General features: G+C 64.3%; 31 protein-coding genes. 21 read left to right on the top strand and 10 right to left on the bottom strand.

Annotated features, from left to right (window positions below; translation table 11 throughout):
- Nucleotides 1-1395: 1395 nt before the first annotated feature.
- Together NKH51_RS18765 and NKH51_RS18760 are read left to right on the top strand one after the other, a co-directional pair.
- Complete coding sequence (locus NKH51_RS18765) at nucleotides 1396-1797, top strand: hypothetical protein (RefSeq protein WP_254763191.1); 402 nt, start codon at nucleotides 1396-1398, stop codon at nucleotides 1795-1797.
- Between the two features lie 207 nt (nucleotides 1798-2004).
- Nucleotides 2005-2874: a GNAT family N-acetyltransferase gene (locus NKH51_RS18760; protein ID WP_254763190.1), complete on the top strand. Its 870-nt coding sequence runs from the start codon at nucleotides 2005-2007 to the stop codon at nucleotides 2872-2874.
- Between the two features lie 38 nt (nucleotides 2875-2912).
- On the opposite strand, the gene NKH51_RS18755 is transcribed toward NKH51_RS18760, so the two are convergent.
- Nucleotides 2913-4094, bottom strand: coding sequence for a hypothetical protein (locus NKH51_RS18755; RefSeq protein ID WP_254763189.1), 1182 nt, complete (start codon nucleotides 4092-4094; stop codon nucleotides 2913-2915).
- Nucleotides 4095-4484: 390 nt separating this feature from the next.
- Here NKH51_RS18755 and NKH51_RS18750 point away from each other — a divergent pair, with 390 nt between their 5' ends.
- The 10 genes from NKH51_RS18750 to NKH51_RS18705 all read left to right on the top strand — a co-directional run bounded on the left by NKH51_RS18750 (nucleotide 4485) and on the right by NKH51_RS18705 (nucleotide 8992).
- Nucleotides 4485-4871: a DUF7971 family protein gene (locus NKH51_RS18750; protein WP_254763188.1), complete on the top strand. Its 387-nt coding sequence runs from the start codon at nucleotides 4485-4487 to the stop codon at nucleotides 4869-4871.
- A 156-nt stretch (nucleotides 4872-5027) separates the two neighbouring features.
- A complete protein-coding gene (locus tag NKH51_RS18745; RefSeq protein ID WP_254763187.1) occupies nucleotides 5028-5537 on the top strand; it encodes a hypothetical protein in 510 nt (169 codons plus the stop codon).
- A 53-nt stretch (nucleotides 5538-5590) separates the two neighbouring features.
- Nucleotides 5591-5941, top strand: coding sequence for a hypothetical protein (locus NKH51_RS18740; RefSeq protein ID WP_254763186.1), 351 nt, complete (start codon nucleotides 5591-5593; stop codon nucleotides 5939-5941).
- Between the two features lie 71 nt (nucleotides 5942-6012).
- Nucleotides 6013-6291: a ubiquitin-like small modifier protein 1 gene (locus NKH51_RS18735; protein WP_254763185.1), complete on the top strand. Its 279-nt coding sequence runs from the start codon at nucleotides 6013-6015 to the stop codon at nucleotides 6289-6291.
- Between the two features lie 69 nt (nucleotides 6292-6360).
- Entirely contained in the window at nucleotides 6361-6570 is a 210-nt protein-coding gene (locus NKH51_RS18730) for a hypothetical protein (RefSeq protein WP_254763184.1), read from the top strand.
- 92 nt (nucleotides 6571-6662) lie between these two features.
- Nucleotides 6663-7451, top strand: coding sequence for an AzlC family ABC transporter permease (locus tag NKH51_RS18725; protein WP_340674295.1), 789 nt, complete (start codon nucleotides 6663-6665; stop codon nucleotides 7449-7451).
- Nucleotides 7441-7761 (top strand): AzlD family protein, encoded by a 321-nt coding sequence (locus NKH51_RS18720; protein WP_254763182.1) that lies wholly within the window; start codon nucleotides 7441-7443, stop codon nucleotides 7759-7761. The genes NKH51_RS18725 and NKH51_RS18720 overlap by 11 nt, the downstream gene beginning before the upstream one ends.
- 51 nt (nucleotides 7762-7812) lie before the next feature.
- Entirely contained in the window at nucleotides 7813-8073 is a 261-nt protein-coding gene (locus tag NKH51_RS18715; protein ID WP_254763181.1) for a MoaD-like domain-containing protein, read from the top strand.
- Nucleotides 8073-8435, top strand: a complete 363-nt coding sequence (locus NKH51_RS18710; RefSeq protein ID WP_254763180.1) for a DUF8048 family protein — start codon at nucleotides 8073-8075, stop codon at nucleotides 8433-8435. Before NKH51_RS18715 ends, NKH51_RS18710 begins: the two co-directional genes overlap by 1 nt.
- 104 nt (nucleotides 8436-8539) lie before the next feature.
- Nucleotides 8540-8992 carry a pyridoxamine 5'-phosphate oxidase family protein gene (locus NKH51_RS18705; RefSeq protein ID WP_254763179.1) on the top strand — a complete coding sequence of 151 codons (453 nt, stop codon included), beginning with the start codon at nucleotides 8540-8542 and terminating at the stop codon, nucleotides 8990-8992.
- A 43-nt stretch (nucleotides 8993-9035) separates the two neighbouring features.
- Here the strand turns inward: NKH51_RS18705 and NKH51_RS18700 are convergent, their stop codons facing one another.
- On the bottom strand, nucleotides 9036-9188 hold the full coding sequence (locus tag NKH51_RS18700) for a DUF7560 family zinc ribbon protein (protein WP_254763178.1): 153 nt from the start codon (nucleotides 9186-9188) through the stop codon (nucleotides 9036-9038).
- Nucleotides 9189-9342: 154 nt separating this feature from the next.
- Nucleotides 9343-10002: a helix-turn-helix domain-containing protein gene (locus NKH51_RS18695; RefSeq protein WP_254763177.1), complete on the bottom strand. Its 660-nt coding sequence runs from the start codon at nucleotides 10000-10002 to the stop codon at nucleotides 9343-9345.
- 240 nt (nucleotides 10003-10242) lie between these two features.
- Here NKH51_RS18695 and NKH51_RS18690 point away from each other — a divergent pair, with 240 nt between their 5' ends.
- On the top strand, nucleotides 10243-10644 hold the full coding sequence (locus tag NKH51_RS18690; protein ID WP_254763176.1) for a winged helix-turn-helix domain-containing protein: 402 nt from the start codon (nucleotides 10243-10245) through the stop codon (nucleotides 10642-10644).
- Nucleotides 10645-10724: 80 nt separating this feature from the next.
- Here the strand turns inward: NKH51_RS18690 and NKH51_RS18685 are convergent, their stop codons facing one another.
- The 3 genes from NKH51_RS18685 to NKH51_RS18675 form a co-directional block, all read right to left on the bottom strand.
- A complete protein-coding gene (locus tag NKH51_RS18685; protein WP_254763175.1) occupies nucleotides 10725-12650 on the bottom strand; it encodes an aldehyde ferredoxin oxidoreductase family protein in 1926 nt (641 codons plus the stop codon).
- 251 nt (nucleotides 12651-12901) lie between these two features.
- Nucleotides 12902-13090 (bottom strand): DUF1328 family protein, encoded by a 189-nt coding sequence (locus tag NKH51_RS18680; protein WP_254763174.1) that lies wholly within the window; start codon nucleotides 13088-13090, stop codon nucleotides 12902-12904.
- A 111-nt stretch (nucleotides 13091-13201) separates the two neighbouring features.
- Nucleotides 13202-15085, bottom strand: coding sequence for a bacterio-opsin activator domain-containing protein (locus NKH51_RS18675; RefSeq protein ID WP_254763173.1), 1884 nt, complete (start codon nucleotides 15083-15085; stop codon nucleotides 13202-13204).
- Between the two features lie 107 nt (nucleotides 15086-15192).
- On the opposite strand from NKH51_RS18675, the gene NKH51_RS18670 reads away from it, so the two are divergent.
- Nucleotides 15193-15384 carry an HVO_0649 family zinc finger protein gene (locus NKH51_RS18670; RefSeq protein WP_254763172.1) on the top strand — a complete coding sequence of 64 codons (192 nt, stop codon included), beginning with the start codon at nucleotides 15193-15195 and terminating at the stop codon, nucleotides 15382-15384.
- Between the two features lie 276 nt (nucleotides 15385-15660).
- Nucleotides 15661-16797 carry a hypothetical protein gene (locus NKH51_RS18665; RefSeq protein ID WP_254763171.1) on the top strand — a complete coding sequence of 379 codons (1137 nt, stop codon included), beginning with the start codon at nucleotides 15661-15663 and terminating at the stop codon, nucleotides 16795-16797.
- 48 nt (nucleotides 16798-16845) lie between these two features.
- Here NKH51_RS18665 and NKH51_RS18660 read toward each other — a convergent pair whose 3' ends face one another.
- Complete coding sequence (locus NKH51_RS18660) at nucleotides 16846-17409, bottom strand: NUDIX hydrolase (RefSeq protein ID WP_254763170.1); 564 nt, start codon at nucleotides 17407-17409, stop codon at nucleotides 16846-16848.
- Nucleotides 17410-17607: 198 nt separating this feature from the next.
- On the opposite strand from NKH51_RS18660, the gene NKH51_RS18655 reads away from it, so the two are divergent.
- A complete protein-coding gene (locus NKH51_RS18655; protein WP_254763169.1) occupies nucleotides 17608-17883 on the top strand; it encodes a PadR family transcriptional regulator in 276 nt (91 codons plus the stop codon).
- A gap of 93 nt (nucleotides 17884-17976) precedes the next feature.
- On the opposite strand, the gene NKH51_RS18650 is transcribed toward NKH51_RS18655, so the two are convergent.
- The 3 genes from NKH51_RS18650 to NKH51_RS18640 form a co-directional block, all read right to left on the bottom strand.
- A complete protein-coding gene (locus NKH51_RS18650; RefSeq protein WP_254763168.1) occupies nucleotides 17977-18234 on the bottom strand; it encodes a DUF7511 domain-containing protein in 258 nt (85 codons plus the stop codon).
- Between the two features lie 180 nt (nucleotides 18235-18414).
- Nucleotides 18415-19143 (bottom strand): profilin-fold protein, encoded by a 729-nt coding sequence (locus tag NKH51_RS18645; RefSeq protein WP_254763167.1) that lies wholly within the window; start codon nucleotides 19141-19143, stop codon nucleotides 18415-18417.
- A gap of 72 nt (nucleotides 19144-19215) precedes the next feature.
- On the bottom strand, nucleotides 19216-19458 hold the full coding sequence (locus NKH51_RS18640; RefSeq protein WP_254763166.1) for a hypothetical protein: 243 nt from the start codon (nucleotides 19456-19458) through the stop codon (nucleotides 19216-19218).
- A 221-nt stretch (nucleotides 19459-19679) separates the two neighbouring features.
- On the opposite strand from NKH51_RS18640, the gene NKH51_RS18635 reads away from it, so the two are divergent.
- The 5 genes from NKH51_RS18635 to NKH51_RS18615 all read left to right on the top strand — a co-directional run bounded on the left by NKH51_RS18635 (nucleotide 19680) and on the right by NKH51_RS18615 (nucleotide 26576).
- Nucleotides 19680-20069: a pyridoxamine 5'-phosphate oxidase family protein gene (locus NKH51_RS18635; protein ID WP_254763165.1), complete on the top strand. Its 390-nt coding sequence runs from the start codon at nucleotides 19680-19682 to the stop codon at nucleotides 20067-20069.
- Between the two features lie 94 nt (nucleotides 20070-20163).
- On the top strand, nucleotides 20164-21831 hold the full coding sequence (locus NKH51_RS18630; RefSeq protein ID WP_254763164.1) for an RICIN domain-containing protein: 1668 nt from the start codon (nucleotides 20164-20166) through the stop codon (nucleotides 21829-21831).
- Between the two features lie 82 nt (nucleotides 21832-21913).
- Nucleotides 21914-23494: an acetolactate synthase large subunit gene (locus NKH51_RS18625; protein WP_254763163.1), complete on the top strand. Its 1581-nt coding sequence runs from the start codon at nucleotides 21914-21916 to the stop codon at nucleotides 23492-23494.
- 104 nt (nucleotides 23495-23598) lie between these two features.
- Nucleotides 23599-24084 (top strand): Lrp/AsnC family transcriptional regulator, encoded by a 486-nt coding sequence (locus NKH51_RS18620; protein ID WP_254763162.1) that lies wholly within the window; start codon nucleotides 23599-23601, stop codon nucleotides 24082-24084.
- An 890-nt stretch (nucleotides 24085-24974) separates the two neighbouring features.
- Nucleotides 24975-26576, top strand: a complete 1602-nt coding sequence (locus NKH51_RS18615; protein ID WP_254763161.1) for an ATP-dependent nuclease — start codon at nucleotides 24975-24977, stop codon at nucleotides 26574-26576.
- Nucleotides 26577-26681 lie beyond the last annotated feature (105 nt).

Raw genomic sequence — 26681 nt, 5'->3', positions numbered from 1 at the left:
GGCTCGAGGGCCTTAAACGACGCCGGGCCGTTTCCGAAATTTCCGATACCTCGTGGGTACGCGCCGCCGACCCCGATTCGGTATCGCATTATGAGATTTATCGTGGGCTCGAACGGAACGGACAGCTCCGTCCACAGGGTCGCATCCATCGAAACGGAACCTCGGAGATCGACTGCGGCGTTTGGGGGCTCGACCAGTGGGACCGAAGGAGGCCGCGGAAGCGACCGACGCCAGCGCGAATGCCGACCGAGGATACGACGGCGGGCGGACATCCGGGCAGTAGCACGACGGAGTGTCCGCGCTCCAGGGACGCGGCGAGTGAAGGGGTCCACTTCCGATCGGACCGACTGATCGAACGGGCCCGAGTCGCCGAGGGAGAGGGCCTCTCGAGTAACGGCCGGCCAGGCAGCGACCGGTTGGCGGACGGTTCCCACACGATCGAAGTCGTGAGCTTCTCCGGCCGTAGACCAACGCCCGTCGCGGTCGGGTATCCCACGCAGGGAGTTCCCGATCGGCTGCCGAGATGGTAGCCGAGCCGGTGTTGGCTCGGACTCGAACGACGACGTCACCGGGTCGCTCGAGCCTGGTCGTCGAATACCGCGTCGGACGCGACTCGAGCTCCCGCGCTTGCCCGCGAGTGGGGCAGGGCGTTTCGCCGTGTCTACCGTAACGCCGCGAGCGACCGAGCCGATAGTGGCGGTCACCCCGGAGGTTGGCACTCGCGAGCGGGGCATTACATCGGTGATCGACGACCTCACACCAGGGGTAAACGGGGACGAAACGGGGTTCGCCGGCAGCGTCGAAGCGCTCGAGACCGACGGTGACCACCCGAAGAAGGCCACCGGCGGGCGAGGCAAACGGGACAGCGGGGGCCATCGACTGCGGAAAACGGGGCAGCGTGGCGAGACTCTCAACGGGCGAGTACGCAGACACGGACACACAGCGGGTGGATCGGCTTCGACGGGAATCGGAAAAGGCGGCCCACGAACGGCTGGCTCGGAGACCGACGCGAACCGGGAAAGTCTCCCGGGCACGGCCGGCTACCAGCGGGCGCACGCGAGGGCAACCCACCGGCTCGAGCCGGCTCGTCCCGAGCCGGAGCCGCTCGCGACGGCGTGGCGATCGACGCGCGTGGACGGGAAACGCACGTTTCGGCACGGCGAATGCGGCCCTCGATCGCCGGCCGAGGAACAAATAAACCACATAGGGCGATATCAAATCGTGCTTCGCGGGGAATTCGGGACGAGCATCTCTACGGAACCCACCGCCGGCGCGAGACCGGACCGGGGCGAGCGAACGGATACTCGCGGATGGTGCGAGGGGTGTGAGCCGTTCGTATCGGCTGGACTCGCCGACCGGGAGAAGACATTTACAGCATCCGCGAAACGGTCACGTATGGAACAGGACGCGGCGGCGACCGACCGTCGAGCGCTCCCCGTGATCGCGCTCGGTGTCCTCGTCGCCGCGGTCCCGCTGCTTCTCTTTTCGTCCGCCGGCGACGGCGGCCCGATTACGTTCGTGTTCCGGATGATACAGAGCGTGGCAGCCCTGGGAGGGGTCAGCGTGGCTGGAATCGGGTACTACTCCTACCGGACGGGTGCGCTCCGACCGGCGGCCACCGTGGGACTCTCGATAGTCGGTCTGGCTCTCGTCGGTGCGATCGGCGGGCTGATCGAGCTCTCGAGCGGCCGATTCGTTCCGGTCCCGGTGTGGCTGCTGGCCGCCGCCGGGGCCATCGGCGGCTCCGCCACGATCGCCTCCCGGTGTACGGACGACAACTCGTCTCGCGCAGGGTAGTTCCGGTCGGCGCCGCCGAGTCGGTCTCGAGTGCGAACGCCGACCCGTCGACGGGTCCTAATCGGGGATTGCCCGGATGACGACGGCGCGAGCGACCATCGAAACGAGTCCCCGGTCGCGGGCAATGGAGGACTTCGCGGTCGTCCGGCAAGGTCAGCGGCCGATACGGATCGCATACTAATGTCGCCGGTCGGCGGGACCGTCCGTATGAGCGTCTACCCGGCGGAGTCGTTCGCGGACGACGTCCAACGTCGCGTCTACGAGTACGTCGAGCGTAACGGTGCCGTCGCGCCGGCCGAACTCGAGCGGTCGATCCGGATCGAGACCGGCCGGCCCGACTCGAAGCCCGCTCGGTCGGGGGCGTACACCGAGACGGTCCCGGCGGAGTCGGCCGCCCTGGAGTCGTGCATCGAGGCGCTGAAAGCCGACGGCTACCTGACCGAGGACGACGGACGGCTCAGGGTGGCGCTCTCGGCGACGCCAACCGACCTCGAGTGCGAGGACGGATCCGTGACGATCCGGCCGGCGCGCGAGGAAGACCGGAGCGGCATCGTCGAGACGATGCGCGCGGTCGCCGCCGACGGCACGTACGTCGTCGCCGAGAACGTCGCCGCGGAGCTCGAGCGCGAGTCGGCGCTCGTCCGGGCGAACGAGGAGCGCTCGCGCGTGTTCTTCGTCGCGGTTCGCGAGCCGGAGGCTGGAGCCGACGAAGCGGCCGAAGGAGAAAACGACGACGTGGAAGACAGAGCCCAAGCCACGGACGGGGAGGTCGTCGGCTGGCTACACATCGACGCGCCGGAACTGCCGTCGCTTCGCCACACGGCCGAACTGACCGTCGGGGTCGATCAGGACTACCGGCGACAGGAGATCGGCTCGTCGCTGCTCGAGTACGGCCGCGAGTGGGCCGCCGACGAGGGGTACCGGAAGATCTACCAGCACGTGCCGGCGACGAACGAGACCGCACTCGAGTTCCTCGAGGCCAACGGCTGGCAGCGCGAGGGGGAACACGAGGGCCAGTACTGCATCGACGACGAGTTCGTCGACGAGATCATGCTGGCGACGTGGCTCGATGGCTGAACGGGACTCGCGGAGCAGCAGTCGACGAACTCCGCGCGCTACGCCGACTTCTCGACCAGCTTCCTATACCGCTCGTATTTCCGCCTGAACGTCTCGTACTTGTGTCGCATCTTCTTGCGCTCCTTCGCGTTCTCCGGCGGTTCCTCCGGTAGTTCCGGCGGTTCCGGTGGGTCCGGCAGCTCCGGCGGCTCGGGTGGTTCCGGCGGCTCCGGTGGCTCCGGCGGGACGTTCGCACACGGCGCATCAGTTGCCTGCACGTTCGTGTCGAACAGGAGTTCGTCGTCGTAGGCGACAGCGAGATTCGAGGGATCGAGATCGCCGGGTAGCGGGACGACCGCGACGCCGTCGGCGTCGACGGTTACGTCGTACAGTTCGGAGATGTCGCCGACGAACGACACCGTCGCGTAGATGGTCGCTCCCTCGGGGATATCCGACGTGGTGATCGTGATCGCCTCGCAGGTCACCTCGACATCGTCGACGCGGGGATCGTCCGGCACCGGTGGCGTCGGCGGTTCCGGCGTACAGGGCGCGTCGGTCGCGACGATGTCTTGCTCGAGCAAGACGGTATCGTCGAGGGTGACGACGAGGTGCGTCGGGTTGAGGTCCCCCGGGAGATCGAACGTGGCGGTGTCGTTGTCGACGGTCGCCTGCACCGGCAGCTCGGATTCCTGTCCATCTGCGTCGAGAAGCGTCACGTTGGCGGTCACCGTCCGGCCGTCTTGGACGTTCTCGGTGGTGACGGTGATTGCCTCACAAGTCACCTCGAAATCGACGATCGCGGGGGTAGGCTCGCCACCACACCGATAGAACGTCGCGTTGCTGATGTCGGGCGAGCCCGGCGGAAGACAGAACGTCGTGTTGTCGTCGACGGGCGCGATGTAGCAGAACTGTCCCGCCTTGAGCGCGAGATAGTCCGCTCCGTCGGGGATGACGGGGGGTTCGAAACACTGCCCGCTGAGTCCGGTGTAAAGCGGCGTCAACGGGTATACGTCGTCATCACACTGGTCCTCGACGCACGCGAGACACTGCTGAACCTGCGGACCGGGCGAGAACATCCCGCACAACTCGGCGTCGACGTGTTCGCCGACCCCGTCTACCGGATGTGCGCTCGCCGACATCGTCGCTGCTCCTCCCAGTCCCACCGCGCCGCCGGCGGCTGCGACGCCTCTCAGGTACGTTCGCCGGGCGATGTCGCGGTCGTCAGTATCGTCGTCAGTCATAATACGAGAGAGGGGACATTCTCGAACGGTATTGTTATCGATTCGGTAGATTTTCGGCCGTGAGAGGTATTTCGTCTCTAGAGAAGATACTCCGAGTCGAGAGGAGACGAACGAAAAGGCGGCGTTCGAGTCGGGAATCGATGGTCTCGGTCGACGTTCGCCTCGGCCCTTCTCTCTTTCCGATATTCTCCGTTCGAGTGTTTCTTTCAGCTGATAGTAGGAGATTTCCGATAGTAACTTTCTGACGGATGGCGTGACAGATATCTTCCCTTACTGCGGCCACCGATCGACGGACGACGAGATAATTACTGCGTACGGCGTCTCCTCGGACGGATCCGGCGTTACCGCATCGGGGCCACTTTCATGCCAGTAGACGCCATACCACACTGCATGAACGAGATCACACTCGGCGTTCCGGAACCGATCCTCGAGCGCCTGCCGGCCGACGACGAGACCGCGGCGACGGACATGCAGGAAGCAGTCGCGGGCTGGGAGACGCGGCTCAACCGGGCGATCGAGGCGGCCGACGGCGACCGCGAGGCGGCGAGTCGCATCCTCGAGGCGATCGACCGCTTCGAAGAGCGCTACGAGACCTACGACGAACTGGTCCCCGAACTGCGCGCGTGGGGACAGTCGCCGATTTACGCGATCGCGTGGCGGACACTGTACGCCGACGTGATCGCCCAGTTGCACGAACACGACGACCTCGGCGAGCATCTCGACCGGGAGCGAAACGCGCGGTTGGTCGCGGACGGGATTCGATTGCGCGATCTGTAGCTAGAATCGGGGAGGTTCTACCAACTGTGAAATACATTGGCAAACAGATTCGAAGCGAGATATCGGTCCGGTAGCGGCCGTTTTAGCGGGCGTAGCAGAAGAATTGACAGTCCGAATGGAGTAACGGTTTTGTGGTCTCACTCGAGAGGTAGTGGTGTGGCGACGACTACCGACGGACCCGTCTCGGATCGCCCCGACGCGATCGACCTGACGACGCGCGTTCGCCGTCGGCTGCTCCCGGCGCTCCATCGGGTCAAGGAACCGCTGGGGGGCTACGCGATCTGTCGACAACACCCCGCCGAGTACGTCGGCACCGTCAGGCGCGGTCTGGACGCGGTTCGCTCGACGCTCGAGGAACTGGGCTTCGAGCGGGAGCCGATCGCGTCCCTGAAGGTCCACGACGACGGCCGGCTCTCGGCCGGCAGCTGGGTCCGGCGCAAATCGACGCTCGCGCGGTGGCAGCTTCACGTGGCGCTGTTTCGGACGAGCGGCGGCGTCGAGGTGTTCGCCCACCGCGAGTACTCCTGGCTTCGCCATCCCTACAAGCACTACACGCAAGCGGGATGGGACATCGCCAACGGCGTCGAACGGATGCGCTCGCTGCTGTCGGACCACGGCGTCCCGTTCTGGATCGAGCGAGCGAGCGACGGCACGGGCGAGCCGTAGCCGGCGGCACATCCATCCCAAGCGTTCAAACCCACGGCCTCGCTATGAGCAGTATGGAGTTCGCCGTATCCCGGGCGGGAACGACACACGTCACCCTTCATGGGGGATCGGACACGACTGCCTGCGACGACGCGACCGCGACGCTCGCGGATACCTTCGAGACGCTCGCCACCGACGGGGACATCGCCGACTGGGAGATTACGGACGCCGAGGTCTACGAACACCCGACCGCGCCGTTCGATCCGTACACGATCGCAGTCGCGTTCGCGGTGACGGTCACCGTCGAGGCCGGCGACGCGGACGCGGCGGCCGAACACGGTGCCGAGACGATCGACGACGCGCTCGAGCGGGCTGACCTCGACTCGATCTCGTACACCTCTTCGCCGGTGGCGGCAGCGGACTGAGTCGCGGACAGTCGCCCCGTGGGAGCTCGACGACCGCCCGGACTTATGCCACACGGCAACGAGTACCACGTATGGACATCGATCTCCGCTTTTTCGCCACGTATCGCGAAGCCGTCGGTAGCAAGGAACGAACACGAACGGTCGACGGCGACGCCACCGTTGGCGACGTGCTCGCCGCCCTCGAGGCCGACTACGAGGGTCTCGAGGGGCAGCTGCTCGCGGACGGGGCGGTTCGGCCGCAGCTGAGCGTGCTGAAAAACGGCCGCAACGTGGTCCACATGGCCGGCGTCGAGACGACGCTCGAGGAGGGGGACGTGGTGTCCGTGTTTCCACCGGTCGCCGGCGGCTGACGGGACGCGGGGCAGTGATCCGCGAAGGCGCTGCCGAACGTTTTTGTCATTCGATTTCGAGTATCGACCGTGCTCGAGGACATCACCACCGTGCTCGTCGAGGGGACGTTCGACTGGCTCATCGGTCGAGACGAGGACCGAACGGGGCTCGAGCAGTGCTGTCTGTTCGTCGGGATCGTCGGCCTGTTGCTCGCGGTCGCCGTCGCAGTCGCGGCCGGACCGTGGTACGGGCTCGCAGTCGGTGTCGTTGGGGGCGCGCTGTTCGTCTACGGGATGTGACCGGATCGCCGGCTCCGATCAGGCCGGTGACTCCCCGGCCGTCGTCGGGCGATTCCGAGACCGATTTAGGGCTCGTCGGCCTCGAGTCGACCGTGAGCGAAATCGACGGGAACGGACCGGCCGAGGACGTTCGTCCCCGTGACACGAGAGACGATTCGGCCGACGGCGGTCGAGAAGCGGCCGACGGGGACGCTGCGGCGGTAACGTTCGATCGCGAGGGGATCCGCGCCGGATTTCTCACCTGCCTCCCAGTCGCGCTCGGCGTCGGCGGCTACGGGATCGCGTTCGGAATGCTCGCCCGTCGAGCTGGACTCAGCGTGGCGGAGGCGACGCTGATGAGCGCGACCGTCCTCGCGGGAGCCGCCCAGATCGTCGCCGTCGAACTCTGGGCGGAGCCGATCCCGGTCGCGACGGTCGTCCTCACGACGCTCGCGATCAACCTGCGGTACTCGCTGATGGGGGCGGCGCTGGGGCCGTGGCTCGAGCGGCTCTCGCCGAGCCGGAGCTACGGCAGTCTGGTGTTGATGGCCGACGAGAACTGGGCGCTGACGATGCGCGAACTGAAATCGGGAAGCGGCCGGGGCGCGTTCCTCCTGGGGACCGGTCTCGCGATCTGGGTGTTCTGGGTCGCGGCGACGATCGTCGGCGCGGCCGCCGGCGGCGTGATCGGTGATCCGGCGCGGTACGGCCTCGACTTCGTCCTCGCGGCCGTCTTCGTCGCGTTGGCGGTCGATCTCTGGGAGGGGCGGCCGACGCTCGTCCCGTGGCTGGTCGCGCTCGCGACCGCCGTCGTCACCGCAGCGCTCCTGCCGGGCCGGTGGTACATCCTGCTGGGCGGGCTCGCGGCCGCCGCGGTGGAGGTGGTCCGCCATGGTCGCTGACGGTGCCCTCGCGCTCGAGCCGCTCGTCGTCGGAACGATCCTCGCGATGGCGCTCGTGACCGCCCTCACGAAGGTCGGCGGCTTCTGGCTCCTGCGCCGGCTCGAGGTGAGCGACCGGCTCGAGGCCGGCCTCTCGGTCCTGCCGGGGGCGATCGTGATCGCGATCCTCGGGCCGGAGCTGGCGGCCGGCGGGCCGGCCGAGTGGGGTGCTGCCGGCGTCGTGTTGCTGGTCATGTGGCGGACCGAGAACATCCTGCTCGCGCTCTGTGGCGGCGTCGGAGCCGTCGTGGTGTTTCGAGCGCTCGTCTGACCCCGTTACCGCCGAGCGCGAATTTATCAGTCCGGCCGTCGAACCGAGCGTATGGTAACGCGTCTCGAGCGTTCCTTTCGCGGCATCTCCGAACGGCTCGCGGTCCGGTATTTGACGAACCTCGGCGGCGAGCGGGTCGACGAAGACATCGTCGAGGGCGACGACTGGACGGCGACGCTCTCCGCGGAGAAAGTCGGCGTCGGACCGTCGCTGCAGCTGACCGAGGTAACCGTGGTTTTCGAGGGCGAAGCGGAGACCCTCGAGCCGCTCGTCGAGAAGTTCGCCCAGAAGGCGATGCGTGCGGGTGGCTGATGGCGGGCGAGCCGATCGAGGGGCAGGTGTTGCTGCTGACCGCCGCCAAAGCGAGCGTCCCGGGGACCCGGCTGCCGGACCTGATCGAGCGAGCACAGACCGTGCTGGGGCCGGAACTCGAGCGCTACCGCCGGGAGTTCGAACGGTTTCACGCGGGCGAGGACTGCGAGGTCTTCCTCGCCGAGTGGGGCCACTGGGACGAGATCGGCGCGACCCTCGGCGTGACCGACCGCGAACTGTCGGCCATCCGACGCGCACACGAAGAACAATTGATCCGCATCGGCCGACGGACCGACCGCGAAAGCGAGGTCGAGACGGCCCTCGAGATCCGCGAAGCGGTCGTCATCGGGGTCGGCGAGTAGGACGGCCGACGCGCAATCGACGGCGCCGACGTGGCCGGCTGCGCTTCCCGCGGTCGATGGCAACTCTAAAGATCATGTTTCACCTTTGGCAAACCATCCAGACGATGGCTATCGACCAGGAAACCGAGATGACCGACGCGGAGATCGACGACTTCCTCAGTCGGCACGAGACGGGGGTGCTGTCGCTCGCGCGGACGGACGACCCCTACGCGATTCCGATTTCGTACGGCTACGACGACAACGAGCGGGCGTTCTACATGCGGCTGGTATCGACACCTGAGAGCGAGAAACGCCAGTTCCTCGAGTCGACGCCCGCGGCGCGGCTCGTCATCTACGACGAAGCGGAGTCGTCGTACCGGAGCATCATCGCGACGGGCGAACTCGAGAGCATCGAACCCGCAGCGCTAACCCCGGACGAGATCGCACAGTACGGCGATGCGAAGCGGCCGCTGTTCGAAATCTGGGCGCAAGGGAAGAAATCCCTCGACATCGAACTCTATCGGCTCGTTCCCGAGACGCTCAACGGCCGGCGAACCGAAGTGAATCGCGAGGAGTAACGAGGAGACGCCACGACAGCGCGAGTCGACGATCAGACGGCGTTCAGTTCTCGGACTGTTGCTCCGCCACGAAAGCTGACGGCATCACCGACGCTCCACAGACCGGACAGCCGTGCGTGAGCGTGGCTTCGCGCATCGATTCGTTGACCTCGATCTCCTGCCCGCACTCCGGGCACGTGAATTCGTATCTACTCATGACGGGAGAGGTGCCGGTGTGAACCCTCGATTGTATACGTTATAGCTCGACGGGCGGTATATATATCATTGCGGTTCGCTGCCGTCACCCTGTAGGTCCCGATACGTTCTTACGGCTCGAGTCAGCCGGCGGTATTCGGCCCCGACATCTGACATCAATCGTGGTCGAGGATCGCCTTCAGAAGCTTGGTCTGTGCCGCGGCGAGGTGCTCGGTGAACGTCGTCCCGGTGATACCGAGCTCGGCGGCGATCTCGCCGGCGTTGGCCCGCTTCGGGTGTTCGAAGTAGCCCATCCGGTGTGCGGTCTCGAGGACCTCCAGCTGGCGGTCCGTCAGCATGCTCCGATCGACGAAGACCAGATTGCGCTCGTCGTGGTCCTGCTGGGACTGGAGCAGCCGCTGGACGTCCAGGTTCGCGTAGTTCTCGCGCAGTTCGCCGATGACGGCCTGCAGCCCCTGCATGTCGGGCGCGTGGAAGGTCATGTACAGCGTGGCGCCCTTCGCCCGAACGTCGACGACGGGACAGTCGTATCGCTCGACTGATTCGCAGGGACAGCCACAATCGAGATCGCGTTCGAACCGGTAGACCGAACTCGAGCCGTACGAAAAGACCGGCGAGAGGTCGGCGTCGACGTCGAACTCGTCGGGATAGGAGTCGGCCTCGAGCATGAACTCCTCGGTCACGCGCTCAGGTGCGGACGGGTTGGTGCTCTTCGAGACGGAGTGGATGCGCCCGTCGGCCTCGGCCGCAACCTTCGCGACGACGCAGTCTGGCGGATCGTCGATTTTTATCTCCGCACGGATCCCGGAAGCCATTATCCATAGGTATCGGGCAGACACCCTAAACCCTGTGCTCGCAGCGGACACGCGAGGCGACCGCCGACCCCCGCCCGAGCCGACGGTCGAACGGCGCCGTCGCGACTCGACGAGCGATCCGCCACCGACGAACGGCCTCGAGAGCGGTTCGAGCGGGAAATTCGGCGATCGCATATAAAGCACCCTGATTTAGTGGGCGTCAATTGGAGGGGGCGGGGTGGGTAGTAGAAGGTGTAACAGATGTCCGCTACGAACCCCGACGCACGCGAGACCCGGAAGCGAGGATGGCAGCGCGAGGACCCCGTCGACCCTCAGGCCGTCCTGGCCGCGCTGGACGACGACGCCTGCCGATGCATCCTCGAGGCGACGAGCGAGGAGTCGCTGACGGCGACGGAAGTCTCCGAGCAGTGTGACATTCCGATGTCGACCGCCTACCGAAAGGTCGAGATGCTGACCGAGGCCGATCTGGTCGAAGAGACGGTTCGAATCAACACCTCGGGCAAGCACGCGACCGAGTACCGCAAGAACTTCGACGACGTGCTCGTCTCCGTCGCCGACGGGGGACTCGAGATCGAGATGACGAAACCCGACGCCAACTCGGAGTCCGGATTCGGCTCGAGCGCCGCGGTCGCCGATGACTGAATCCGTGTGCCGTTCCGGTATCCGTCCCCGCTCCTGAATTACTCGAGCCCGTAGTGGATCTTCCTCGAGTCCGACCGCGATCAGTCGTCGCCCGAAACCGCCGCGCCGCCCTCGCCGCTGACGCCCGTGCCGGGGCCGAGATCGATGCCGAGTTCGTCGAGTTTCTCGTCGGGGACGACACCGTCGACCCAGCCGCGGTAGTCGTAGTACTCCGCTTTCATCTCCTCGAGTTCGCAGTACTCGCCCTCGCTTGCCCCTTGACCGCGGATGCCGTCCTCGAGGAAGCGCGCGGGCAGCGAGTCGTCCGCGCCGTCGAAGCCGTTCAGGTTGTTGTAGTAGCGCTCCAAGTTGTAGACGCGCTCGCCGGCCTCGAGGAGTTCCTCCTCGGTCACGTCGCGGCCGGTCATCCCGTTGTACTGGGTGACGTACTCCTCGATGCCCTCCGCGAAGGCGTTGAACTTGCAGATGTCGAAGGAGTCGCTGATGGCGTGGAGGTCCTGGAACTGGGCGGTGAGTTCGCCCTTGCCCTCGTACTCGTAGGGGTCGACTTTCTCCGGAATTCCGAGGATCTCCGCGGCCGGGGTGTACCCTCGCAGGTGGCAGGCCCCGCGGTTCGAGGTGGCGTAGCCGATGCCCATCCCCTTCATACAGCGCGGGTCGTAGGCCGCGATGGTCTGGCCTTTGACAGCCAGCGAGTTCTCCTCGGCGTCCTTCCGGTCGGCGACGCGGCGCGGCCCCTCGGCCAGCAAGTCGGCGAGGTTGTCCTCGCGGTGGGCGATCCGCTCGATCATGTCGATCATCGTCTCGGTGTCGCCCCACTCTAACTCGCCGACGCCCTCGAGTTTGCCCTCCTCGGACATCTCCATGGCCATCGCCATCATGTTGCCCGTATCGATGGTGTCGACGCCCATGTCGTTACAGCGGTCGATCATCAGCGCGACGGCGTCGCGGTCGGTGTGCCCGGAGTTCGGGCCGAGCGCGTAGGCCGACTCGTACTCGTAGGACTCGGTGCGGACGTTCAGCTCCTCGCCCTTGTGCATCGCCGTCACTTCGACTTCCTTCTTGCAGGCGACGGGACAGGAGTGACAGGTCGGCTCGTCGACGAGGATGTTCTCGCGGACGTTCTCGCCGGAGACGCGCTCGGCATCGATGTCGACGCCCTCGGCCTCGCGCATGCTCTTCGTCGAGGTGTAGCGGCCGTTCTTCGTCGGGAGGCCGTCCATCTCCTCGCCGATGTTCATGAGGACGTTCGTCCCGTACATCGAGAGCCCGCCCTCGTTGGGCGCGGTGACTTCCGACTCCCGGATGGCCTGCATTGCCTGCTGGTGGCCCTCTTTGAACGTTTCAGGGTCGGCCGGCTTGGGCATCTTCGTGGTGGACTTGACGACGACCGCCTTGAGGTTCTTCGACCCCATCACACAGCCGGTGCCGCCCCGGCCCGAGGCGCGGTCGTCCTCGTTCATGATGCAGGCGTACTTGACCCCGTTCTCGCCGCCGGGGCCGATCCCCATGATGCTCAGGTTCTTGCCGTAGGAGCCCTCGACTTCCTCCTCGATGGTGTCACGGGTCTCGTGGAAGCCCTCGCCCCAGAGGTGGGAGGCGTCCCGGAGTTCGACCTCGCCGTCTTCGACGACGGCATAGACCGGGTCGTCGGCCTGCCCCTCGAACAGCAAGCCGTCGAAGCCGGCCCACTTGAGCCGGGCGCCCGACCAGCCGCCGTGGTGGCTGTCGGTGACGGTGCCGGTCAGCGGCGATTTCGTACAGACGGCGATCCGGCCGCTCATCGTCACTTGCGTGCCCGACAGCGGCCCGTTCATGAACGCGAGCAGGTTGTCGGGCTCGAGCGGATCGACATCCGGCCCCTGGTCGAAGACGTACTTTACACCCAGTCCCCGCGCACCGATATACTTCTTCGCGTCCTCGTCGTCGATCGACTCGTAGGCGACCTCGCCGTCCGAGAGATCGATGCGGGCGACCCTGTCTTGGAATCCGCCGAGTTCGGTCATGGTAAACGCTCTCTGTTAGCTACGACGCCCAGCATGTTAGGAGTTCACAACCAGACGTAACCACTGGCGGTTACGTGCACCGAAAACACAACCGGCCAACTGCCGGCCGAGGAGGCGACTATCAGCCAGTTCGAACGCTCTCAGGAGTTGGCAAGAACTGCGAAATCGTAACCACCGACAGTCACGGCTAGACCGGCGATAGCGGGTGGCACACGGTCGAACGGCTCGACACGCCGCGATCGGGTCAGTGCCTATAACAGTAACGCGACCACCGCGAGGATGATGAAGATCAGCACGAAGATCCGCGCGATCTCCATCGAGACCCCGGCGACGCCGCGGGCGCCGACCGCGGCGGCGACGATGGCGAGGATGAAGAAAATGATCGCCCAGTACAGGAAGCCACCGCCACCGATCTGCAGCGGAGTTGCGAACGTGAGCATAGCAATCGGTCCCACGAACGATCACATAAACGTCGGCGACCGTCCGCGACCGTTTTCGGCGCTAAGGGCGGACTACAGGTCTCGAGCCGTGACTGTCACCGAAGTGCGGCGCTACGCATCCCCGAAGAACGCCCGGCAGAGCTTCGCCTCGGCCGTCCGCAGGTGTTCGTGGAAGGTCGGCCGCGAGACGCCCATCGACTGGGCGAGTTCCTCCCCGGTCGTCGGCCGGGGCCACTCGAAGTAGCCGCCGAGATACGCCCGCTGGAGCGCGCCGAACTGGCGGTCGGTCAGCGCCTCCTCGAGCCGGGCGGCGAACTCCTCGCGGGTCTCGCCGTCGCGTTCTCGCTGCTGGAAGGAGCGGACGTCGGTCCCGTCGTAGCGGTCCTCGACGGCCTCGACGATCGAGCGGACGTTCGCCGATCGGGGGATCTCGAGGGTGACGCGCGCTCGGCCGGCGTCGCTCTCGATCGCCCGAGTGCGGGCACCGCGCTCGGAGAGCCAGCCGACCAGATCCACCGAACTGGTGAGTTCGACCAGACACTCGTCGTCGCGCTGGACGACGACGCGGCAGTCGACATCGGACAGGTCGGCCGCGGCCGCGGTGATCTCGTCGGCGCTCGCGCCGGTCGCCGTGAAGAGCGACGCCGTCTCGTCGTCGGTGCGATGGACCGACCGGCGGTATTCGAGCCGGCAGTCGGCCGCGGCCGAGAGGGCGACGGGCGCGAGAGCGGTATCGGTCAACTCGAGTTCGACGGCGACGACGGCGTCGGTGGTGAGCACGCGGCTGGTCTCGCGGGCGTTGATCCCGCTGGCGACCGCACGGGCAAGCGCCGAAAGGATGACGGCTTCGCGGTCGTCGACGGCGCGGTCTCGATCGGTCCGGACCGTCAGAACGCCGTACTCGATGCCGTTGTACGACAGCGGAAACGCGGCGCGTGTCGTGCCGTCGACGGTGTCGACCGCGAGGTCGCCCGTCTCGAGCGTCTCGGCGGCGGGGTGGTCCGTACCGGTCGCGATGCTGTCGGCTTCGGGGTCGGCGCCCGCGCTCGAGCGGACGTCGATCGTCCCGGACGCGGGGTTGCGTTCGCCGATCCAGGCCCCGTCGTAGCCGTCTTCCGCAGCGATCCGGTCGCAGACCTCGGCCTCGAGTTCCGAGCGGTCGGTCGAGCCGGCGACGACGGCGGTGACGTCCTGGATCAGCCCTTCGACGCGGTCGAGGATGTACTCGAGTTCCTCGGTCCGCTCCTCGAGGGCGAGTTCGGCCTCCTTACGCGCGGTGATGTCGTTCTGGAAGCCGACGTAGTTGGTGACGCGGCCGTCCTCGTCGCGAACGGGAGCGATCGTCACCTCGTTCCAGAACGCGGTGCCGTCCTTGCGGTAGTTTTTGAGTTCGACGGTGACCGGGCGCTCGGCGTCGATCGCCGCGGCCATCTCGGCGATGGCGTCCTCGTCGGAGTCCTCACCTTGCAGGAACCGACAGTTACGACCGACGACCTCGTCGAACGCGTAGCCGGTCATCTCCTCGTAGGACTCGTTGACGTAGACCAGCGGGTTGTCGTCCATGTCGGGATCGGAGATCGTGATCCCGACCGGGGCCTCCTCGAGCGCGCGGTCTTTGACCAGCCGGTCGCTCGTTCCGGGCGACTCGTCGCCCGCGTCGGCGCTGCCGTCGAGGCCGAACGTGATCGTCGCGCCGTCGGCCCCGCGGTGGACGCGCGCGCTCTCGAGGTCGTCCTCGCCGAACTCGACTCGGCGGGCGGTGCCGACCGTCGTCTCGTCGATCGCCGCGGCGAGTCGGCCCCAGCGCGCTCCGAGCGCGGTCGCCGCGTCGCGGTCGGCCTCGCCGAGGTCGAAGGCGTCGCGGGCAGCCGCGTTCGCGTACGTAACTGTCCCGTCGGCGACCGCGACAACCGGATCGACGACGGACTCGAGCGCACGCGCCGCCGCCGCAGAGTCGCCGATGTCACCACCGCGCTCCGCGTCGACATCGTTCATGGAAGTACCTACGGCGGGATGATTAAGAACCGTTGGGATCGGCAGACGGTTCACAGGGCGAACGAGAAGGCTAGCGTGTTATGTATTAGCATACCATAGCCATTCGTATGTCGGTCTACCGTTCACCGTTCGAGCGACTCCGCGAGAAGTTCGACGAGTCTGAGCTTCGCTGTCCGGCGTGTGGCTACGTCGACACCGAGGGCGGGTGGCACGTTACGACCTCGGGCGGACGGGTGCAGTACCAGTTCGTCTGCCCGTCCTGCCAGGCTATCGAGACCAGGGAACTACGCCTCGAGTAGCCCCCGTCGGGCCGGCGTCGCCGGCGCTCGAGCCGACTGCAGGCGTTTCGCCGCGACAATCGGATGTTTCGGCGCGGGCGATCGGGTAAGTGACTGCTGGCCGGCGACGGAATCGACGGACGGTGAGACGACATCGTCGCGGAGTCGGTGGCCGAGCCCGGAACCGGTCGGGGGTCCAAGCGGGACGGTGGGATCGAGCACAAGGGTCGTTTTCGGAACGGTAATCCCGTAACAGTCGCGGCGTTTTAGCCCTGACTTCGCCGTCTGTCGGCCCGTATGGTTTCACGACCGCGGACGATCGGTGTCGCGTTCGTCGCGCTGCTGGTCGCGTTCTCGGGGGGTCCCTCCCTCGTCGGTGGAACGGCGACCACGGCCGGGGACGGCGACGCCGGAGACATGGGCGACACAGGTGCAACGCTAAAGAACGTGCAGGTCGGCACGTTACAACTCGAGAACGTCACGATCCAGAACGCGACGATCGAGGAGCTCTCGGTTCAGCAACTGGAGATGGTGGCGACCCAGGAGCTCCAACAGCAGGTCAACGAGACGGCAAACGAGTCGATGGGTAACGAGACCGATGGGAACGCCTCTCAGGAGATCGTTATCTCGGGACTCTCCTTCGAGTCGCTGGTGTTACAGGACGTGTCCATAGACCAGCTCGGGAACGTGAGCGGCAATATGACCGGGAACGAGACGAACGCGACCGGCGACATGGCCGACAACGCGACGAACATGACTGCTGAGGCCGACAATGCGACGAACGCGACCGGTCTCCAGGGGATCGTCGAGCCGGACGCCGAGAGCGTGATGGTCGAGAACATGACGATCGAGTCGATGAACGCGGATCAGCTGACGATTCAGGAGTTCACGGTCGAAGAGAGCGGTAACGGCGGTATTCTCGGCGGTATCTCCGACTTCGTCGGCGGGCTGTTCGGCGGCGACGGCGGCGACGGCGGCGACGGACAGGACGGGAACGCCACTGCCGAGGGCGAGGCCGACCAGACGATCGAATCGCTGACCGTCGAACAGTTCAACGTCGGCGAGATCACGGTCGACTCCATGACCGTCCAGACCTTGGAGCAACAGGACGATGGGAACCAGACGGGCAACGCGACCAACGCGACCGGGAACATGACCGCAGGCGACGAGACGAACGCGACGGCAGCCGACAACACGACCGGCGATACCGCGACGAACGCGACGGCCGACGGCATGGCGAACGCGACGGCGACCGGCGAGACGATCTCGTCGATCGACGCCGGATCGATGACGATCGGCGACGCTGCCGCCGATACCGTCACCTTCACTGAATCGCAGGGCCTGCAGGCCGCCCTCGAGGAGCAGGTGGGTGCCATGAACGAAACCGCGGGTGGCGCGAACGAAACGAGCAACCAGACGAACGAGACGGGCTAACGATCGGTTCGGTCGACCGTCGGACCGCCCGGTTCGGCGCGTCCCGGTTTATTCTTCGCTCCCCGATCCGCCGCATAGCTGGTAGTAGGAGACGGCGAGCACCGTCCGACCGTCCAGAATCTCGCCGTCGGCCACCGCATCGATCAGCGCCTCGAGCGAGCGAGTGGTCGGTCGAATGCTCTCGTTGTGGTCCAAGCGCTGGTCGGCGGTCGGCCGACAGCCCTCGGCGACGAAGAAGTGCATGAGGGTATCGGCGATCCCGTTCGCCGGTTCGACGGTCACCAGCGGCTCGAGGTCGTCGGCTTCGTAGCCGGTCTCCTCGGCGAGTTCGCGGCGCGCCGCGGCCTCGAGGTCGTCGTCGTCGGGTTCGACGCCGCCGACGGGGAGCCCGTGGCTGACTCGGGAGACGGCCTGTCGCCACTCCTCGATACAGACGACATCGCCGTCGGGGGTGAACGGCAAGATGCAGACGCTCGCGGGCTCCGTGAGGTAATCGAAGTCGGTTTCCGTCCCGTCGGGGAGGCGAACGGATTCGTTAACGATATCGAACCCCGGACAGGAGTAGGCTACTCGGCGGTCGTCGGTCTCCCAGGCGAGCGGATCAGTCGGCATAGCGGTCGCTACGGCGGTGATCGTCAAAAACGCCGCGTCACGTTGACGAGGCGAACGCGGGCGGTATCGGACGGACCGCCCGCCGCCAGCGTGTGGTTACCGGCGGTCCTACGCGGTGCGTTCCGCGCCGCTGGCGAGCCGTATCAGCTCTATAACAAAGCCACAGAGCGGTGAACGTCGTCACTCAGAGGGTGATCCATGGACCAGCTAACTGGCTTCCAGCGTGACCTGTTGTACGTGATCGCAGGCAAAGACCGACCGTCCGGACAGGAGATTCTCGACGACATCAACAGCTACATCGATCAGCCGGTCACCCACGGCCGGCTGTATCCGAACCTCGATACGCTCGTCGAGAAAGAGCTCGTCGAGAAAGGCGAACTCGACCGCCGGACGAACTACTACGCGCTGACGCCGAAAGGCCGACGCGCGCTGCAGCGCCGCCAGGAGTGGGTCGACCGGTACGTCGACGTCTGACTCCCGGCACTTCCTCTCGAGGCCAGCGGACGGGGAGCGCCGCGCTTCGCGTCGCCAGTGAGAACGGGGTCCATCGACAGGCAGAACCCGTCTTCAGCGGGCGTCGTCGAGGTCGACGACCGTCTCGAGGTCGGCGGAGAGCCAGGCGTTCAGTGTCTCGCCGGTCGTGGCGTCGTGGGGGACGAGCGTACAGCGGTCGTTGCCGCATTCGTACCGGACGACGACGGCGTCGAACAACACCGCGTTCTCGATGTCGTCCTCGTCAGTGTCGGCCGCGTACTCGTGGGCAGTTCCCTCGTCGGTCCCGTCGGCAGAGCCATCCATGATAGTCCAGGCGAGCGTCGTCGCCACCACTTCGTAGGACGGGAACGTACAAAACGGCTACTAGTTCGGGTATAGAGCGGTCGGGTGTGCTCGGTATCGGTTCGAACGCCCACTCGAGCAAGGGCGGGACACCGACGGGATCAAACGGACGCAAAGAATCGAGTGGACGCCGCGAGAGCGCCGGCGGTCGACGGAGTGGGGCAACCGCTATCGACCGTCGAAACTGACCCGCTCTAAGTCCGCCTCGAGGTCGTCGACGTGGTCGTTGAAGTCGGCGACGAACGCCGGCACGTCCTCGGCCAGCCGGCGGACCTCGGGGGCCGGTGGCGGGCCGTACTGCGAGAGGAGGTAGGTGCCGTCGGAGCCGCCGACGCGAAGATAGGAGGCGACGTCACCGTCCCACTTCAGTTCCCAGCGGGTGCCCGAGACCGTCGTCGCGTAGGTGCCGTACTCGCCGTCGTACCGGTGGAGTTGGGCCGCCATCGCGTTGCCGACCTCGCGGATGCGGTCGACGATCCGGTCACGTTCGGCGACCAGTTCCGCCGTCGATTCGATCGCGGGGAACTCGTCGGGCACGTCCTCGAGGATCCCGTCGAACGAGCGGACGTGCTCGTTGTACGCCTCGACGAACGCGCCGTAGTCGGCCAGCGCCGTCTCGAGCGGTTCCGGTTCGGGCGGCTGCTTGCTCGAGACGACGTACGTCTCCGAGCCCGATTTCGGGTCGAATCGGAGATACTGCACGTCGCCGGCCTCGTACTTGAGCGTCCAGCTACCGCCGTCGGTGTCGAACGTCTCCTGCCCGTAGTCGCCGCCCTGCAACACCGCGAGTTCCCGCGCGATCTCGCCGGCGTGGGAACGCACCCTGGCCGCGAGGTCGTCGCGCCGCTGGGCGATCTCGTCGGTCCCCTCTACGTCGGCCTCGAGTCCGTCGGTCATCACTCGAGGGAAGGGGCGAAGCCTGGTAACGGTTACGCGTCGCGCGGGCAAAAATCGTCGCTTGGAGCCGGCTCAGCCCGTCTCGTTCGTTTCGTTGGTCTCGTTGCCGGTCATGTTCCCGCTCTCGTTGCCAGTCATATTGCCGGTCTCGTTCCCAGTCATGTTGCCGGTCTCGTTCTCCGATTCGTTCTCCATGGCCTGTCCGTTGCCGGTATCTCCTTCGGTTTCGTTATCGCCGTCGGTGGTGTCGTTGTCGTCGCCTCCCGGGCCGCCACAGCCGGCGACGAGAGCCGTCGACGCCGCGATACCTGTCATCCCCAATACTCGTCGGCGGGTCGATCGTTGCTGGTCGGACATCAACTGAAGGCGACGATATCGATTCGTATAAGCCGTTAGCCGTCACGTGCGTGGTCAGTGCCGTCCCGTGACATATGCAAGCACTCATCGTGGGGAGATGAACACTGTCGATTTCGGTGAGCATCCGTCGCTAGTAATGTAGGCACTACAGCCAAGCCCGAGCCCGATGAACGGAGCCTATGGCCTCGATTCCCGAGGAGTTCCACGACCTGTTCGAGAAGGAAACGTTCGCCCACGTCGCGACGCTGACCGACGAGGGGCTGCCCCACGTCACGCCGGTCTGGATCGATTACGACGCGGACGACGATCGGCTGCTGGTCAACACCGAGCGCCACCGCCAGAAGGCGCGAAACGCGGAACACAACCCCGGCGTCGGCGTCAGCATGGTCGACCCCGACGACCCCTATCGACACCTCTCGGTGATCGGTGAGATCGACGAAATCACCACCGAGGGCGCTCGAGAACACATCGACGAACTCGCCCGGCGATACATGGACGTCGACGAGTATCCGCAACCGATCGAGTCAGAGCGGGTCGTGCTGCGGATTCGGCCGGATCGCGTTCTGTGATCGGTGAGCGGATACGGCTCGACAGACACTGCCACTTGATTTATTTCAGAATGGAGCGGAAGGATTTAGAGATCCGTACTTCGTGGTGCCTGTCGTGAGATCACGAGAGTCAGCGACCGAGAAGGCGAAGCGAGACGAACCGAGCGCTGTCGGGCGTAGCCGGCGAGCCGTGTTGACGACGCTTGGAACTGGCGTGGCCGCGGCGGCCGGGTTCGGCGCGACGGTGAGTGCCAGCAGCCACGAGGCCGAGGTCTGGTCGTCGGGCGGGACGTGGTACGCCGACGCCCACGGTACGGGGGTGTACGCCGGCAACGACATGCTCGACGCGATTCAGGCCGCCGTCGACGGGCTCACGCCGGGTCGAACGACGAAGGAGACGGTCGTCGTCCAGAACGGCGGGACGGTCGGCCCGACGAGCGAGGTCCACGCCGTCGACCTGCCGAGCTATACGACCGTCGACGTTCGCGGGACGATCACCGTCGAAGACACCGGTGACGAACTCGTCGTCCCGATCCGCGCTCAGAGCGTCGAGTCAATCGAAATACCGACCATCTCCATCGCCGGCAACCCGCGGTACGGCATCTGGATTCAGAGCTGTTCCGACGTGACCCTCGGCACCGTCGACATGACGCTCTACGAGACCAGCAGTATCGGCCTCGGCGTCCGCATCGACGACGACGATGGCGGCCGCTCGAGGAACGTCTCGCTGGACGCGGCGACCATCGAGGGCTGTGCCCACCACGCGGTCGAGACCTACGGCGTCGACGGGGTCGACATCGGCACCGTGACGACGGCGGACACCGGCGGCTGTGGCCTACTGTTGAACGACACGACCGGCGCGACCGTGGGGACGGTCGACGCGACGAACCCCGATCCCGGCGGCGGCCAGAACGTCACCGTCCAGGAGGTCATCGTCCGCGGCGGTGCCCGCGGCGTCTTCGGCGTCTCCGGTAGCAGCGGTTTCACCGTCGAACACGTCGACATCGAGGGCACCACCAGCCAGGGAATTCTGCTTCAGGACTGCCAGAACGTCAGTATCAACGGCGGGACGGTGCGAAACAGCAACAGCGAGGGCGTCCGCATCGACTCGCGCGACGGCGGCTCCCATCCGGCCGCGGAGAACGTGACGGTCCAGAACCTACGCGTGGTCGACGACCGGGCGAACCCTCAACAGAGCTATGGGATCCGCGAGACCGGCCCCGGAACGGCCAACAACGCCATCCTGAACAACGATCTGCGAAACGCCGGCACCGTCGCCGACCTCGAGGTCTACGCTTCGAGCACGGACACTCGCGGGAACGTGCTGACGGGTGAGGAACCGTCATCCGACGGCGTTCCCGACGGGCGATACGTCCTCGAGAACGCGAACAGCGGACAGCTTCTCGAAGTCGTCAACGCCTCGACGGCCGACGGCGCCAACGTTCAACAGTGGCCCGCCAACGGCCACCCGACCCAGCAGTGGGATGTACGAGAGCAGGGCAACGGCGAGTACGTCCTCGAGAACGTCAACAGCGGCAAGCTCCTCGAGGTCGCCAACGCCTCGACGGCCGACGGCGCCAACGTCCAGCAGTGGCCCGCCAACGGCCACCCCACGCAGCGCTGGTCGATTCGAGACCTGGGCAACGGCCAGTACGAGCTCGTCAACGTCAACAGCGGCAAACTCCTCGAAGTCGCCAACGCTTCGACGGCCGACGGCGCCAACGTCCAGCAGTGGCCCGCTAACGGCCATCACACGCAGCGCTGGGTTCTCTCGAGCGTCTGAGGCAGTCGTCGGCCCCCATTCGGGTGGGCGAATCGAGTTTGACGGGGGACGATTAATGGACGGCGGTGTGGACGGGGCGACCATGCAAACGGCAGCCGAGCTACTCGTCGACTGTCTCGAGTCCGAAGGCGTCGATCGCGTCTTCGGGGTGCCGGGCGAGGAAATCGAAGACCTCCTGTTCTCGCTGCGTGACTCGTCGGTCCGATTCGTCCCGACGCGCCACGAACAGGGCGCGGCGTTCATGGCCGACGTTCACGGCCGACTGACCGGCGAGGCCGGCGTCTGCTGTTCGACGCTCGGCCCCGGCGCGACGAACCTCATGACGGGCGTCGCCGACGCGCAACTCGACAAGAGCCCCGTCGTCGCGATCACCGGGCAGGGCGGCCGCGAGCGCCTGCACAAGGAGAGTCACCAGGCGTTAGACGTGGTCGACATCTTCGAGCCGATCGTCGCCTGGAACACCCAGATCGCCGAGCCCGAGATCGTTCCCGAATCGGTCCGCAAGGCGTTCAAGCTCGCCGAGTACGAGAAGCCGGGCGCGACCCACCTCGAGTTCCCCGAAGATGTGGCCGCCGGGTCGGTCGCGGCCGATCCGATCGAAAGGCGCGATCCGGTGCGCCGGCCGGATCCCGACGACGAGTCGGTCGAGCGCGCGGCGGCGTTGATCGCGGACGCCGAACGACCGATCATTTTGGCGGGCAACGGCGCGGTGCGGACCCGCACGTCCGAATCCATCCGGGCTATCGTCGACCGCGTGGGCATCCCAGTCGTCGAGACGTACATGGGCAAGGGAGCGATCTCCGACCGCGAACTGGCCTCGCTGATGACGCTCGACTCTGGGCCCGAGGACGAAGCCGCGCGGGCGATCGAGCGCGCCGACTGCGTCGTCGCGGTCGGCTACGACATCGCCGAGCACGACCCCGAAGGGTGGAACCCCGACCTCGAGAAGACCATCGTCCACGTCGACTACGAGCCCGCGGAAGTCTACCGCCACTACAACCCCGACGTGGAGATCGTCGCGGACGTCGGTGCGGCGCTGGGCGCGATCGACGACCGCCTCGAGGCCCAGGCGTGTGCCGTGTGGTGTGACGACCTCCACGATCGCCTGCTCGAGGCGGTAACGGAGCCGCCGGCCGACGGCGATCCCGTGACGGTTAGAAACGCCCTGCCGCTGTTGCGCGAGGCGATGGCCGACTCCGACGTGCTCGTCTCTGACGTGGGCAGCCACAAGATGGCGATCGCTCAGTCGTTCCCGACCTACGAGCCGAACACCTGCGTCATCTCGAACGGACTGGCGAGCATGGGAATCGCCGTCCCGGGCGCGCTCGCGGCCGACCTCGCGGTCGACGCGAACGTGGTCGCCGGCACCGGCGACGGCGGCTTCCTGATGAACGCCGCGGAACTCGAGACCGCGAGCCGGCTGGACTGTGGCTTTACGACCATCGTATTCACCGACGACGACTACGGCCTGATCTCGGAGAAACAGGACGACCACCGCGGTGAACACACCGGCACCGAACTGACCAATCCCGACCTCGTGACGTTCGCCGAGAGCTTCGGACTCGAGGCCTACCGCCCCAAGACGTGGGACGAGGTGGAGGCGGCGTTCACCGAGGCCGTCCCGTCCGACGAGCTATCGTTGATCGAACTTCGCCTCGACTGAACGGAGCGGCCTCGAGACGACGAGACGAGACCGAGCGGACGAGATTCCAATCAGTATTCATTTATACGACCCCAGCACCATTGAACGGTAGTCGGAACTCGCCCATGGATGAGAAAGACATTCGAATTCTGACCGCCATCGCCAGAGACGGCACAGCGAGCCCGGACAAGATCGCAGACGCAACCGGCATCCCGAAATCGACGGTCCACTACCGACTCACCCAGCTTCGCGAGGCCGGCGTCATCAAAAACGATCTGTACGATATCGACCTCGAGAAGGTCGGGCTCTCGATCACGCTCATCTCGGAGGTCTGGGCGGAGTTCGAGGACGGCTACCACGACACCGTCGGCGAGAAACTCGCCGCCGTCGAGGGAGTCAACCAGGTCTACTTCACGATGGGCGACACCGACTTCGTCGCCATCGCCCACGTGGCCAACCGCGAAATGGTCGAGACGCTCATCGAGGACTACGAGGCGATCGACGAGATCGAACGCACCTCCTCGAAGTTCGTCATCACGACGGTCAAAGACGAGCACAACCCGCTCAACGACTTCGACGTAGAGACGCTCGTCGCGGCGCTGGCCGACTGACGGCGACGGCGGTACCGGTGGTGGGAACGAAACCGGCAGCAACACGACCGGCTCCCCCAACTCGTCTGCGCTCCGCTCGAGCGCACATCGCTTGGCTGCCGGCTCGTTCAGCGCCGTTTTCGACGCAGCGCTCCGTGTACAGGATCGCGAGTCACGACAGCGTCTCCGGCGGAGAGATATCGATCCGAAGCAGCATCGGCGACGCGTGGGACCAGGGACTGTCCAAAGCGGATGTCAAAACGGCGAGCCGGGGTAACATATGATGGCAGAGACAGTGATGACGGCGGTCTCGTGGTAACCCCGGCGACGAAAGCCACGGCGGCGGCGAGGATAATGCTACCACTTACACTGACAAGGTCGTTGTACAACGGGCAGCGAACCCGGTACGGTTCCGTCGCAGTCGCACGGTGGGGCTCCCGCGCTCGAGCGTACGATCGTCGCGCTCGAGGACGCGAAAGCGGCCCGAACGACCGACGGCACGTCGTCGCAGGTGTCGACCACGGCCGTTATTTCGTTGTAGTCGTAGAAGCAGTTGCACGATCGCTCGCGTCTCATCGATACGCGTAGTCACCGCCGGTTCTGATTCGCATGCTCGTACACACGACCCCCGAAATCCTCGTTTTTTCGACTCACTGACCGGCCTATTTCAGCCTGAGATCGGCGGAACGTGTTGCTCAATCAGAGAGAATAGCGATTTGAGTGGTGGGCTAACTCGAGATCTGCACACGGCGAGTCGCGGCTCGTGTGTATATTCGGGAATCGGATTCTGTCGACGTACAACCCCAGGGGGAGCTTCGGAAAAAAGAAAGCAGGAATGGTTAGTGAGCAATTCGTACAGGAAAGATCGAAAGGAGTTAACACTAGTGGAGAGAATATAAGTAGAGATAATAATGATTGAAGGCGGTACTACAAAGAGTGGAGAGTTCGTCGAGTTCAGCGATTTCACTATTCTTGTCGGGCCGAACAATACTGGCAAATCGCAGACATTAAGGGATATAAGAGAAATTATGACGACCAACCACAGAAACGATCCAGAAACCGTACTTATACAAGATCTTGATCTTAAAAATGTCACATTCGACGAATTTGTAGACCGATTGGATGAGACTGTCGATCAAAGAGGACGGAGACAATTCCGTAGTATGGGGCCAGAGGTACAGGGTTATCCCGCTGTCACGATCAATCCGGGTCATGAAGACCAAGTGGAGAACGCAGATTCACTTTTCGAACTAGAAATAAATAACCTGAATTTCAGGAAATTCGCGATATCGTATCTTGATGCTGGCTCACGCCTTGAAATAGCAGAATCAACCAACTCATATGACGTAGAGTCTGATTTTGCTACAGATCCTGTTCAAAAGCTCTATGAAGAAGAGGAGGTCCGAGAAGAGATGCGAGCTGCCTTCAGACAGATTTTCAATAAAGACATAATATTAGATATAAGAAGGTTACAGAAATTCCAACTATTGGTGCATGACGAGTTCGGAGACATAGAAAACAACTTCATAGGGCCGAACGATGAAATCGAGGATTATCATTTATTAGATAAGCAAGGAGCAGGATATCGAAGTCTTGCTGGGGTCCTATTAAGCCTCCTACTAAGCCAAAATCGAACAGTACTGCTTGATGAACCTGAAGCATTTTTGCATCCTGCACAGGCTAGAGAATTTGGCGGCTGGTTAGCAGACCATGTCGATCAAATACCTGGACAAATTATTATATCAACTCATAATTCTAATTTTCTTCGGGGAGTCTTCTCAAGCGGTCCTGATATTACGATACATCGTCTGAACCGCAGAGATGATCAGACTACTTTTAATGAAATGTCGATTGAAACGACCCAAGAACTTTCTTCTGATCCGCTTTTGTCCTCTCAACGAGTGATTGAGGGGATATTCCATGAGGGTGTTGTAGTCTGTGAAGCAGACTCGGATGCTACTGTGTATCGCTTTGTTGCGAGCGAAAACTTAGATCAGCGAGATATCCCGTATACGTATGGTCAAAACAAACAGACAATAAAGAAAATAACTACAGTTCTCACTGAAGCAGATATACCGAGCGCTGCTATTGTCGACCTTGATATAATACGGAAACCACAGGATCTAGTTGGCCTTGTTCGTTCATATAGCAGCCATTCTGAGTCACAACCAATAAACCGGAAATGTGATGAAGTAAACACATTAATGGAAGAAGATGACTATGCTGGCCCAGATTGGGACGAATTGAAAGATGAAGGTGTTGCCGCCGCTAGTGGTGAGGTGGAAAATTTGATAGGAGAAATCATAGACGACTGTAAAGAATTTGGTATATTTATTGTCCCTGTGGGAGAGTTAGAGGAGTGGATGGATTTAGGTGTACGAAAAAATCGCTGGGTGGGTAAAGCTCTGGAGGAAATAGATGAAAGTGGTGGTGAGCCAGAATTGACTGAATTTGTACGTCACTGCCATGATTACCTTCATGAAGAATGTCAAAGGCTAGTCATGCCCGAATAGCGAACGGGGATCACTATAGGTCCGACAGGCGACGATCTCGATTAACCCGGTTTTCTGACCCCTGCCTAAGCGCTTCCGCTAGTTCCGCTTAGTATGGTCCCGCAT

It is taken from the genome of Natrinema marinum (assembly GCF_024296685.1).
GTDB classification, from domain to species: domain Archaea; phylum Halobacteriota; class Halobacteria; order Halobacteriales; family Natrialbaceae; genus Natrinema; species Natrinema marinum.
This window is presented reverse-complemented; position numbering and strand designations above follow the sequence as displayed.